The sequence below is a fragment of the Leisingera sp. JC1 genome (assembly GCF_001679925.1).
GTDB lineage: Bacteria > Pseudomonadota > Alphaproteobacteria > Rhodobacterales > Rhodobacteraceae > Leisingera.
Window position 1 is genome coordinate 1 of sequence record NZ_LYUZ01000090.1, and the last position, 12,102, is coordinate 12,102.

11 protein-coding genes are annotated in these 12,102 nt (G+C 58.7%); 7 read left to right on the forward strand and 4 right to left on the reverse strand.

The window, feature by feature from the left end:
* Positions 1–211, forward strand: a 211-nt coding sequence (locus tag A9D60_RS12180) for a transposase (protein ID WP_141117855.1), incomplete at its 5' end; no start/stop codon positions are given.
* A gap of 669 nt (positions 212–880) precedes the next feature.
* Here A9D60_RS12180 and A9D60_RS26100 read toward each other — a convergent pair.
* Positions 881–1,648: an alpha/beta fold hydrolase gene (locus A9D60_RS26100; RefSeq protein WP_141117911.1), complete on the reverse strand. Its 768-nt coding sequence runs from the start codon at positions 1,646–1,648 to the stop codon at positions 881–883.
* A gap of 225 nt (positions 1,649–1,873) precedes the next feature.
* On the reverse strand, positions 1,874–3,025 hold the full coding sequence (locus A9D60_RS12190; protein WP_083194186.1) for a tyrosine-type recombinase/integrase: 1,152 nt from the start codon (positions 3,023–3,025) through the stop codon (positions 1,874–1,876).
* Between the two features lie 391 nt (positions 3,026–3,416).
* Here A9D60_RS12190 and A9D60_RS12195 point away from each other — a divergent pair, with 391 nt between their 5' ends.
* From A9D60_RS12195 to A9D60_RS12220, 6 genes are read left to right on the forward strand one after another with little or no spacing between them, the layout of a single operon-like run.
* Positions 3,417–4,349, forward strand: a complete 933-nt coding sequence (locus A9D60_RS12195; RefSeq protein WP_065267863.1) for a hypothetical protein — start codon at positions 3,417–3,419, stop codon at positions 4,347–4,349.
* Positions 4,350–4,351: 2 nt separating this feature from the next.
* Positions 4,352–5,149, forward strand: a complete 798-nt coding sequence (locus tag A9D60_RS12200; protein WP_065267864.1) for an NAD-dependent epimerase/dehydratase family protein — start codon at positions 4,352–4,354, stop codon at positions 5,147–5,149.
* Positions 5,142–5,918, forward strand: coding sequence for a glycosyltransferase family 2 protein (locus A9D60_RS12205; RefSeq protein ID WP_065267865.1), 777 nt, complete (start codon positions 5,142–5,144; stop codon positions 5,916–5,918). The genes A9D60_RS12200 and A9D60_RS12205 overlap by 8 nt, the downstream gene beginning before the upstream one ends.
* A complete protein-coding gene (locus A9D60_RS12210) occupies positions 5,915–7,108 on the forward strand; it encodes a DegT/DnrJ/EryC1/StrS family aminotransferase (RefSeq protein ID WP_065267866.1) in 1,194 nt (397 codons plus the stop codon). The genes A9D60_RS12205 and A9D60_RS12210 overlap by 4 nt, the downstream gene beginning before the upstream one ends.
* Before the next feature lie 52 nt (positions 7,109–7,160).
* Entirely contained in the window at positions 7,161–8,279 is a 1,119-nt protein-coding gene (gene gmd, locus A9D60_RS12215) for a GDP-mannose 4,6-dehydratase (protein ID WP_065267867.1), read from the forward strand.
* Between the two features lie 4 nt (positions 8,280–8,283).
* Positions 8,284–9,258 carry a GDP-L-fucose synthase family protein gene (locus tag A9D60_RS12220; RefSeq protein ID WP_065267868.1) on the forward strand — a complete coding sequence of 325 codons (975 nt, stop codon included), beginning with the start codon at positions 8,284–8,286 and terminating at the stop codon, positions 9,256–9,258.
* A 44-nt stretch (positions 9,259–9,302) separates the two neighbouring features.
* Here the strand turns inward: A9D60_RS12220 and A9D60_RS12225 are convergent, their stop codons facing one another.
* Positions 9,303–10,916 carry an AMP-binding protein gene (locus tag A9D60_RS12225; protein WP_065267869.1) on the reverse strand — a complete coding sequence of 538 codons (1,614 nt, stop codon included), beginning with the start codon at positions 10,914–10,916 and terminating at the stop codon, positions 9,303–9,305.
* A 1-nt stretch (position 10,917) separates the two neighbouring features.
* Positions 10,918–12,078, reverse strand: coding sequence for an acyl-CoA dehydrogenase family protein (locus tag A9D60_RS12230; protein WP_065267870.1), 1,161 nt, complete (start codon positions 12,076–12,078; stop codon positions 10,918–10,920).
* Positions 12,079–12,102: the final 24 nt, after the last annotated feature.

Consider the following 12,102-nt stretch of genomic DNA (forward strand, 5'->3'; position numbering starts at 1 on the left):
TTACACGACCAATGCCATTGAAGCGCTGAACTCGAAAATCCGCCGCGCGGTCCGAACCCGCGGCCATTTCCCCAGCGATGAGGCGGCGGCCAAGTTGATCTATCTGGCGCTGAATGCTACCTCAGCGGAGTGGAAGCGGTCAGTGCGCGAATGGCATGCGGTGAAAAGCCAGCTCGCCATCATGTTCGAGGAACGCTTCCCATTGGCGTAAGAAATGGCGCCGGGGCACAAAATTCCGCACAGTCTCGATATTCCACATGCCAAAACTACATTTTGGTTTTCCAGGTCAACCCTTCCAGTGGGAATTGAGCCTGACACAACAATCGCGTAGCATTGTCTGGGCTCACCATCATCTACAACTGTTTCATATGTGTATTTCTTTTCATCATCAATAACCTCCAGCACATCAATACTGGCTTTTCTCGGCCTTTTCTTCACTCCAAATTTTGCTGGCAGAGACAGCATGCCGAGATAATGATGAGTAATGTCATTCCAAACCGGACCGCTAATTGAAACAATATCCGTATAGGTAAGCAAATTTGTTTTGGCTGCTTCCCCATTAATAGCAAAAACTCGTTCCGGATCGTACTTTTTCTCTAAGAATGACAAGCCAAGGCAAATAGCGCACACATCACCTTCATCGACATTAAAACGTTTTCCATCTCCATCCTTATCCATTATTCCATAGACAAGATGAATGGCTTTTGACGCCTTACTTATTCCAGTGAAACTTGAAAATGCGGTAGATTTTCGAGCRAGAAAAAATTTTGTTAACTGGAGAGCTACAGCTCCCAAAATCAGCCAAACTAAAGCAGAAAGTAAATTTATACCAAGACTGGAGCCGATTTCCATACCCAGGCCTCCGGTTCATTGAAAAATTTTAGCGCAAGTATTTTAGAATATTACTCCAGACATTTTCCTCATGCCCGCTTTGAGTAAACGCATGCACCCCACCATCAACCTCGATAAAAGCGGCACTCTTATTATCTTGAACAATTTTCCTCGTGCGATCAAAATCAACAAGTTCGTCGGCATTTCCATGAAATACCCTGTGCGAAATATCGATATCCCTATACATTTTTGGAATATCAACACTAAGAAGCCCCGACCAAAAAGCATCACTCATACAAAAGTGGGGCTGAGGATAGAAGTAACCCTTTTGAGTTAATTGCCCTATTCTTTTGGTAGAAAAAATCTCAGCCATCTCTTCCTTTCCGGGGTGAACGAAAACATCATCAAAATCCAGAACGGGGTTTAAGAAGTGCAGGCTAGCTAGATACTTCTTGTCAATCACTTGAAATATCATTGAAAAAAGAGCTCCAGAAAAACTAGAGCAAACAATATGTATTTTAGTATATCCTTGATGTACAGCCCATCGGTATGTAGCCGCAACGTTCGCCGCCATCATTTCAACCGTTACATCTTCACTTTTGACTGGGGACGCACCGTGCCCCGGCAAATCAACTCGAAGAGAGCTCAATGAGATATCCGCCAGCTTCCTAGCTAACCGAGGAAACCTTCCATTCTCGTTTCTATCTACGAAAATTCCGTGAAACAAAAGCACGACTTCGCTCTCACGCCCGGGGCATTTAGCAAGTGATCCACAAACCTTATGACCACCCTCAGAGGTAAACTTTATTTCATCCATCTTGCCGCCCTATATTTTCGACCAATTCATAAAATATTCAATATGGTAACACACGATTTCGGTTAAGCAAGTTGTGCCTTTACCGCGCTACTCTCCATTCAAGCAATCTAATCTCACAATAGCTGTACTAAGCCGATAACAGCATGGCAATAGGCCTTATTGAGGACTCGGAGACTCCCACCTTTGTGTGGGTGAGTTTTATTAATATTAAATCTTTTCAATTGGTTAGCCATGTATTGGACGAAATGAGCCAGTGACGGCTCTGGCCTGCTGCTCACATGTCAGATATGCATCATACTGCCTAGCAGCGTCTCGCATCTCTTCAAAATAGGAATGTCGATTGTAGACGGCGGCAACGCCGCTGATTGTTCCTGTTACGTGGTTCAGGAGCTTTTCAGTAACATGGATCGGAGTACCGATTTTGGCATGCATAGTCGCAAAGGTGCGCCGCAGGTCATGAAGGGTGTAGGGAGCAACTTCCTCTAACCCTTCATCAAACCGAGCTTTGTGCCAGGCCCAAGTAGAAAACGGTTTTTCAGGATCGGTAGCTGCTGGGAACAGCAAGTCACCGGTATCCGGCAAACCTGAAATCACTTCCTGAGCCAAAGGCGACAAGGGAATGCGGTGTTCTCGCTTATTCTTGGCAAAGCCTTCGGGGAACGTCACTTCATCCCCATTGATCCAGGACCGACGCAGAAGCCCGATTTCAGTGCGTCTCTGCCCAGTAAGTATCAGGAGCTGTACAATTGATCCAAATGGGAAAGGGGTTTCCAAGGCACGCAGATACACTTGTTTGAGTTCATCTTCACTCAACACGCGATCTCGCGCCTTCATCGTCTGCTTCATCGGTGGCACAACGGAATGTTCAATGAAACCATGACGCACACACCAGTTCATCATGGTGCGGATGGCTACATAGGCATGAGACTGCTCTGATGGTGTACCTGACAAGCTGTACACCACCTCCATCACCTGTTTGCGCGTGACGTCCTGAACATCATCTTTGAAGTTGAAATGCCTGTTCAGCAGCCGAGTATAGTCAGCCACTGTACGTGGCTTGTTGCGCTTCTCGCAGTCGCTGAGGAAACGCTTCTTGGCATCTTCGAATAGTACAGCCTGTCGAGAAGGCGCATCTTCTTCATCTTCCACCTCAACAAAGAAGCGCTTGGCCTGCGCACGGGCATCAGACAGCGTAAGACTGGGATAGCGTCCCAGCGTCTTGAGGCGGCGTTTTTCCCCGTACATGACCACGAAAGATTTGCTCTTTGTTGAGCACCTTAAACCAAATCCTGGCATGACTTCATCCCAGTGCGTTACTTGCCCCCTCTCGGGAAGAGACAGCTTCTTGATCGCCATGTCGGTCAGTCGCAGCTTCATTTTAGTCTCTTTTTAGTCTCATAGATCGTGAGCGTAAGGAGGTGTTCCCATGTTCAGCCATAGTCACAAAATCCCCTATTTTCAAGAATAATGCAACGAGCATACTCTTCTATGTTCATCTATGAAACGCACATTTCACGGATTGCAAATCCGTGTACACCGGTTCGATTCCGGTACTCGCCTCCACTTCCCTCACGGGCATTTTCCACTTTTTTTCTGACGCGGACTGCGGCCAATCCGGTCGCGAATAACGCTCTACCCAAGCCGCCAGCAGCGCCGCCGCCATCTGCCTCCGCGCCTTTCTCCACTTAACCTAAAATTATTTTTTGCCGGATATCCGGGGAGTCAAAGAGGAGAAGCCTCGACACCCCGGTTCTGGAGAATCCGCCGAATGTACTTTGAATCGCACAACCAGCCGGACTCCGACCGGGAGACCCGCCCGCTGGTGACCGTATTCTGCGCTGTCTGGCACAAACAGGAAGACAAGCTGGAATTGCTGCGTTCCCATTGGGAGAACCTGAAAGCGCAATCCATCCCGGTTGAACCCTGCTACATCTTCGACAACGGCGATCAGGCCCCGGACTGGCTAGAGGCGCCCTGGCACTCCTTTTCGGAGCCGCTGACCATCTACGAAGCCTGGGCCGCAGGGGCCGCGCTGGCCCGCACCCGGTACGTCATGAACCTCAACATGGACGACCGGCTGGCCACAGGCGCCGCTCAGGAACTCGCGGAAACCGCGATGGTGACCAAGTCCGCCCTGATCGGGGGGGACTGGCTGATTTCCTTCGACCGGGAGCACCTTGCCCGGGATTTCCCGGTAACCGGCTACACGGATACGCAATTCGTGGCAGACTGGCCGCCCCGCCCCTGCGAAGGATTGCGGCTGGGCAGCGGGTCCGGCGAGCGCGGCACCTATGGCGCCGGAACCATGTGGGACCTGGAGATGGTGGGCAAATGGTATCCCACTTACTTCAGCAACGGTGAACCGGTCCTTTCGATCGGCGATGCCATCTTCTGGAAAGTCCTGAAAGACAAGCAGCTGAAACTGACCCGGCTGCCCAGGATCATCGGGCGCTATTATTCAGATCCGAACGCGCAGGCCGAATTCCGGCCGCACAAGGACAATGAACTGCTGAAATCGCACGGGCTGAGCACCCGGTCCTTTGCCGACGCCGTGCTGACCGGCGATTTCTCATGGCATGGCAAGCTCCAGGCCCCAGCCAAGAAGCATCCGCTCAACAAGATTGAGAAGGCAAGCGCCGAGTTTGAGGCCCGCTACCGCAAGATTTTCGGCCTGCCCGCGCAACAGGTTGCTGCGGAATAATAATGGCCGCGAAGATTTATATCACGGGCAGCGGCGGAATTGTCGGGCGCCATGCGCTTAAGGTTCTGGCGGAGCTTGCCCCCGGAGCCAAGGTGATCCGCAACACTGCGGACCTGACGAACCTCTCTGAAACCGTTGCAGCCATAGCGGCAGCCGGGCCGCTGGACCTGGTCATTCACCTTGCAGCAATGGTGCCGGTTGCACAGGTCAATGCAGACCCGGCCAAGGCGTACGCGGTCAATGCGGGCGGCACGATGAACCTGTTGTCGGCCCTGGCGGGCTCCTCTGCCCGGATGCTCTTGTGCTCTTCCAGCCATGTCTACGCCAGCCAGGACGTCCCGATCGCGGAAACAGCGGAAACCACGCCCGTCACTGTCTACGGTCAGAGCAAGCTGATGGCTGAACAGGCCGCGCTGGAAATCTGCGCGGCCGCGGGCCGGTCCCTCTGCATCGGCCGCCTGTTTTCGATCCATGACCCGGAACAGACCGGCAGCTACCTGCGGCCCTCGCTCGAAAAACGGTTTGCTGGGGCCGACCCAGAGGCCGCCTTTGAACTCTATGGCGCGGAGGGCCTGCGCGATTTCCTGACCGCACGCGACGCGGCCCGCTACCTGGTGCGGCTGGCGCTGTCAGATGCGGAGGGCGTGGTGAACGTGGCCTCCGGCAAGCCTGTGACGGTTGCCGGATTTGCCCAGTCGCTGGCGCCGTTCCCGCTCAAGATCACTCCCCTGGGGCAAAGCAACAATCTGGTGGCCGATGTCTCGCGCCTCCGCGAAATTCTTGGAGAATGTAATGCCTGAACAGATTTCCATCGTTATCCCGACCTTCAACCGGGCGGAGATGCTGCCAAAGGCCATCGACAGTGCGCTGGCGCAAACCCATCCTTGCGAGGTGATCGTGGTGGATCACGGCTCCACCGACAACACGCCGGAGGTGGCGGCAGGCTATGGCGGCAGGATCACCTATGTGCGCCGCGAGCGCGACTTCGGCCCGCATTTCTGCTGGCTTGAGGGCGTGCTGCACGCCACCGGCGACTATGTGCATCTTCAGTATGACGACGACTGGATTCATCCGACCTTCATCGAGAAATGCGCAAGCCTGCTGAAGGGGGATGTGGGCTTTGCCTTCACCGGCGCGGAGGTTGTCGATGATGCAACCGGAAACCAGATGATGACCCAATTCCTGGACTGGCTGCCCGATACAGGCATCTTTGAAAACCGCTTGGCGGAAGAGAAGATCGTCGGCTCGCTGATCTCTCCCGGTGCTGCGGTTTTCCGCCGCCAGATCCTGATCGACGCGCTCTATCAGGGCCGCCTGCCGCTGCAAGGCCATGAATACCACGGCGTTGGCCCCGACATCTTTGCCTCGCTGCTGTCCATGCTGCGCTACCCCAAGGTCGGTTTCGTCAAGGAGCCGCTGGCCAGCTTCCGCGCCCATGACGGCAGCATCACGATTGATGCCTTCAAGGACCAGCAGAAGAAGGCAAACATCGCCGCCGCCTATAACGAGGTGCGCCACTATTACGTAGAACTGAAGGCCATGCAGGCCGTGCGGGAGGCGCGCGCATGAACATGCATTCCCCCAAACCGGTGACCCTGGCCGAAGACACCATCTCGCAGGCTGAGCTGGAGGCCACCGCGGACTGGATGCTGGCTGGAAACCGGCTGACCAAGGACAAGCTGACAGTGGAATTCGAACGCGAATTCGCGGACTGGATGGGCTGCAACCACGCTGTGTTCGTCAATTCCGGGTCTTCGGCCAACCTGCTGATGATCTATGCCGCCAAGGAAGCGGGCCGCTTGCGCAACAACAAGGTGATCGCACCCGCCGTGAGCTGGGTCACGACGGTGTCGCCTTTGATGCAGCTCGGCTTTGACGTGCGGCTTTGCGATTGCGACCCGGACAACCTGGGCCTCGACCTCAACCACCTGGAGGAGCTTTGCCGGACCGAGGCGCCGTCGATGCTCATCCTGGTGCATGTGCTGGGCCACGCAAACCACATGAAGGAAATCCAGGAGATCTGCGACCGCTACGGCATCCTGCTGCTCGAAGACAGCTGCGAGGCGCTGGGGTCGACCTATGGCGACCGCAAACTGGGCTGCCACGGTGCGGCCGGCAGCTTCTCCTTCTATTACGGCCACCACATTTCCACCATCGAGGGCGGCATGGTCGTGACCGACGACCCGGAGCTGCATCAGGTGATGCTGTCGCTGCGCTCCCACGGCTGGAGCCGGGACCTGGACCCGCAGCGCCGCGAGCGGCTGAAAAGCCAGCACAAAATCGACGAATTCCGCAATTTCTACACCTTCTACCATGCGGGCTTCAATCTGCGCTCCACCGACCTGCAGGCCTTCATCGGGCGGATGCAGCTGAAGAAGCTTGACGGCATCTGCACCGTCCGGGCGCAGAACTTCGACTGCTACGCCGACGCACTGACCGGCTTTTACAAGCAGACCAGCGATACCGGGCTTCTGTCGTCCTTTGCCTACGGCACGCTGGTCGAGAACCGGATGGAAGTTTTTGAGACGCTGAAGGCGCATCAGATCGAATGCCGGCCGCTGATCTGCGGCAACATCGCCCGCCATCCCTTCTGGGTGCGGGAATACGGCGAGCAGATCCTGCCCAATGCGGATCTGGTGCATGAATACGGCATCTACCTGCCCAACCACCACAACCTGAGCCGCGCTGACGCCAGCCGGGTTGCATCTGTCTTTGCGTCGGTGGCCCGGCCCAAGGACATGCAGCCGGCCTCAGCCTGACAAACGCGAGCCCCCTATCGGCCCCCTCACAGAACACGGCGGAGAACACGCTATGAAAAAAGCTCTGATCACAGGCGTCACCGGACAAGACGGTTCCTATCTGGCGGAACTGCTGCTGGAAAAAGGCTATGAGGTGCATGGCATCAAACGGCGCGCCTCGTCGTTCAACACCCAGCGCATCGACCACATCTACCAGGACCCGCATACCGATCATGCCCGGTTCAAGCTGCACTACGGCGATCTGACCGACACCTCGAACCTGACCCGCATCATGCGCGAGGTTGAGCCGGACGAGGTCTATAACCTGGGCGCGCAATCTCATGTGGCGGTGTCATTCGAAGCGCCGGAATACACTGCGGATGTGGACGGGATCGGCACCCTGCGCCTGCTGGAGGCGATCCGTTTCCTCGGCCTGGAGAAAACAACCCGCTTCTACCAGGCCTCCACCTCGGAACTCTACGGCCTGGTGCAGGAAACCCCGCAGCGCGAGACCACACCGTTCTACCCGCGCAGTCCCTATGCGGTGGCCAAGCTCTATTCCTACTGGATCACCGTGAACTACCGCGAGGCCTATGGCATGTATGCCTGCAACGGCATCCTGTTCAACCACGAGAGCCCCCGCCGCGGCGAGACCTTTGTCACCCGCAAGATCACCCGCGGCCTCGCCAATATCGCGCAAGGGCTGGAGCCGTGCCTGTACATGGGCAACATCCACGCGCTGCGCGACTGGGGCCATGCGCGCGACTATGTGCGGATGCAGTGGATGATGCTGCAGCAGGAGGCCGCCGATGATTTCGTCATCGCCACCGGCCAGCAGTACACCGTGCGCCAGTTCATCCAATGGGCCGCAGCCGAATTGGGGATCATGCTGGAATTTTCCGGCAGCGGCGTTGAGGAGATCGCCACCGTTGCCGCCATCGAAGGCGACAGGGCTCCGGCGCTCAAACCCGGCGACGTGATCATGCGGATCGACCCGCGGTATTTCCGCCCGGCAGAGGTTGAAACGCTGCTGGGCGACCCCACCAAAGCCAAGGAAAAGCTGGGTTGGGTACCGGAGATCACCGTGCAGGAAATGTGCGCGGAAATGATTGCCGAGGACTTGCATACCGCCCGCCGCCATGCGCTGCTCAAGGAGCACGGCTACGAGATGCCGGTCTCTCTGGAGGACTGAACGCATGAAGATCTTTGTGGCGGGTCACCGTGGCATGGTGGGCAGCGCAATTCTGCGCCGGCTCGCCGCACGCCAGGCCAACGGCGAACCGCTGGAACTGCTCACCCGCAGCTCAGCGGAACTGGATCTGACCGATCAGCAGGCCGTGTCCTGTTTCATGCAGGCTGAGCGGCCGGACCGGGTCATTCTGGCAGCCGCAAGGGTAGGCGGCATTCATGCCAACAACACCTACCCCGCGCAGTTCATCTACGAGAACCTGATGATCCAGTGCAATGTGATCCACGCCGCCTGCGAGGCCGGTGTGCACAGCCTCCTGCAGCTTGGATCCTCCTGCATCTACCCCAAGGAGGCCACACCGCCGATCCGGGAGGATCAGCTTCTGTCCGGCCCGCTGGAGCCGACAAATGAGCCCTACGCGATCGCCAAGATCGCAGGCATCAAGCTGTGTGAAAGCTACAACCGCCAGTACGGCACCGACTACCGGTCGGTTATGCCGACCAACCTTTACGGCCCCGGCGACAATTTCCACCCGGAAAACTCGCATGTGCTGCCCGCGCTGATCCGCCGCTTTCACGAGGCGGTGCGCGACGGGAGTGAAGTGGTCGTGATCTGGGGCAGCGGCACACCACAGCGCGAGTTTCTGCATGTCGACGACATGGCCGCGGCCTCGCTGTTCGTGATGGACCTGCCCGCGGAAACCTACCAGCGCGAAACCAGCCCGATGCTCTCGCATATCAATGTCGGCACCGGCCAGGCTTTGGACATCCGCTCCCTTGCAGAAATGATCGCGCGCATCACCGGTTTTCAGGGCCGCCTCGTGTTCGACAGGTCCAAACCGGACGGCACCATGCAGAAGCTGACCGATGTGTCGCGCCTCTCGCGCCTCGGCTGGACCGCCTCTATCCCCCTCGAAGACGGGATCGCCGGCACCTACGACTGGTTCCTGCAGCAGGACCCGGCTGCACTTCGCAGCAAATAAGACCGCGGGGCTGGCAAAGCAGCCCCGCCGCCGGTCCCGAAACCTCAGGCCTTCAGCTTGAACCGCTGGATCTTGCCTGTCTCCGTCTTCGGCAGCGCCGGCGTGAACACCACAGAGCGCGGGTATTTATACGGCGCAATGGTGTCCTTCACATGATCCTGCAGCAGCTTGACCAGCGCCTCTGACGGCACCTGCCCTTCGGCCAGCACCACATGCGCCTGCACGATCTCACCGCGCGCCTCATCCGGCACGCCGACAACTGCGCATTCCGCCACCGCCTCATGCGCCAGCAGCGCCGCCTCCACTTCGGGGCCTGCTATGTTGTAGCCGGAGGAGACGATCATGTCGTCGTTGCGGGCGGCAAAGTGCAGATAGCCGTCTTCGTCCCGGATGAAGCTGTCGCCGGTAATGTTCCAGCCGTCCCGCACATATTCCGCCTGCCGCTCATCCGCCAGGTAGCGGCATCCGGTCGGGCCCTTGACCGCCAGCCTCCCGGCCTGGCCGCGGGGCGCTTCGTTGCCGGCGGCATCCAGAACCTTTACCTGATAGCCCCCGACCGGCTTGCCGGTGCAGGCAGGCCGGTGATCGCTGAACCGGTTGGTGATGAAGATATGCAAAAGCTCCGTCGCGCCGATCCCGTCCAGCATCGGCTTGCCGGTCTTCTGCATCCAGTCGTCATAGACCGGCGCAGGCAAGGTCTCCCCGGCTGAGACTGCCGCCCGGAGCGACGACAGATCCGCCCCCTCCTCCATCGCCCGCAGCATCACCCGGTAGGCAGTGGGAGCGGTAAAGCAAACCGTGGCCTTATACTTCTCGATGATCTCGATCAGGTTCGGCGGCGTTGCATTCTCCAGCAGCGTCGCTGCCGCCCCGAACCGCAGCGGGAAAATCGCCAGCCCGCCCAGGCCGAAGGTAAAGGCAAGCGGCGGCGAGCCGACAAACACATCCTCCGGCTGCACATCCAGCACCTCGCGCGCGTAGCCATCAGCGATAATAAGCAGATCGCGGTGGAAATGCATCGTCGCCTTGGGCGATCCTGTGGTGCCGGAGGTGAACCCCAGCAAGGCCACATCATCGCGCCCCGTCTTCACCGCCTCGTAGGCAACCGGTTTTTCCAGCGCCAGCCGGTCCAGCTCCGCATCGTGGTTGGAGGTGCCGTCAAAGCCCACAACCGTTTTCAGGAACTTCGATTCCTTGGCGCAGGCAACCAGCTCATCCTTCAGCCTTGTGTCGCAAAGCGCGTGGGAAATCTCGGCCTTGTCGACGATCTTAGCCAGCTCCCCCTTGCGCAACAGCGGCATGGTGTTGACCACCACCGCGCCCGCCTTGGTCGCCGCCAGCCAGCAGGCCACCATCGCTGGGTTGTTGGCAGAGCGGATCAGCACACGGTTGCCCGGCTTCACGCCGAGGTCCTCAGTCAGCACATGCGCCAGCCGGTTGGTCCAGTCCGCCAGCTCCTTGTAGGTGCGGTAGCGGCCGTTGCCGATCAGCGCCGTATGGTCGCCGAACCCCTTTTCCACCATCGCATCGGTCAGCTCGACCGCGGCGTTCAGGTATTCAGGGTAGTCAAACCCCTCCAGCAGAAATTCGGGCCACTGATCCGCAGGCGGCAGGTTGTCCCGGGCGAATGTGTCCACATGCGCGGTTGGTCCCAGCATCTCAATTCCCTCCCTGAAAGGCGCCCAGCGCCTGGCGCGCGATCACCACCCGCTGCACGTCCGATGCGCCTTCGTAGATGCGCAAGGCCCGGATATCGCGGTAAAGCTCCTCCACCTTCTGGCCCCGGCGCACGCCGTCGCCGCCATGCAGCTGAACCGCCTTGTCGATGACCTGCTGCGCCTGATCAGTGGAAAACAGCTTGGCCATCGCTGCCTCGCGGGTGACCCGCGCAGCCCCTGAATCCTTGGCCCAGGCGGCGCGGTAGACCAGCAGTGCGCTCGCATCCACATCCAGCGCCATATCGGCGATATGCCCCTGCACCATCTGCAAATCAAACAGCGGCGCCCCCTGCACCTGGCGCTCTGTCACCCGCTGCAGCGCTTCATCCAGCGCCCGGCGGGCAAAGCCCAAGGCCGCCGCCGCCACGGTGGAGCGGAACACATCCAGCACCGACATCGCGATCTTGAAACCCGCACCGGGCTGGCCCAGCAGCGCCGATTTCGGAATCCGGCAATCGCTGAACCGCAGAGTTGCCAGCGGATGCGGCGCAATCGTCTCCAGCCGTTCGGCGACCTCGAACCCCGGCAAGCCCGCAGGCACCACAAAGGCGCTCAGTCCCTTCGCCCCCGGCGCCTCACCAGTGCGGGCGAACAGAGTGTAGACGTCGGCAATCCCGCCATTGGAAATCCAGGTCTTTTCGCCGTTCAGAACATAGTGATCACCGTCCAGCGTCGCGGTCATGGTGGAGTTTGCCACATCCGACCCCGATTGCGGCTCGGTCAGGGCAAAGGCCGAGATCGCCTTGCCCGCCCGCGTCAGCGGCAGCCATTCCTGCTGCTGCGCCTCGGTCCCGAACAGCGAAATCGCGCCGGTGCCCAGCCCCTGCATGGCAAAGGCAAAATCCGCCAGCCCGTCATGGCGGGCCAGCGTCTCGCGGATCAGGCACAGGGTCCGCACATCCAGCTGCTCGCCCGCCATCGCGCCGGAATGCCGTGTCCAGCCGCCCTCGCCCAGTGCTGTGACCAGCGCCCGGCAGGCGGCATCCGTGTCGGAATGATCAATGCCCGCAAGATGCGCCGCAGCCCAGGCCTCCAGCTCCTCCGCCAGCGCCCGGTGCCGGTCCTCAAAAAACGGCCAGTTCAGAAACGTCCTGTCCGCCATCGCGCGGCCCTCCCAGTTTCATCT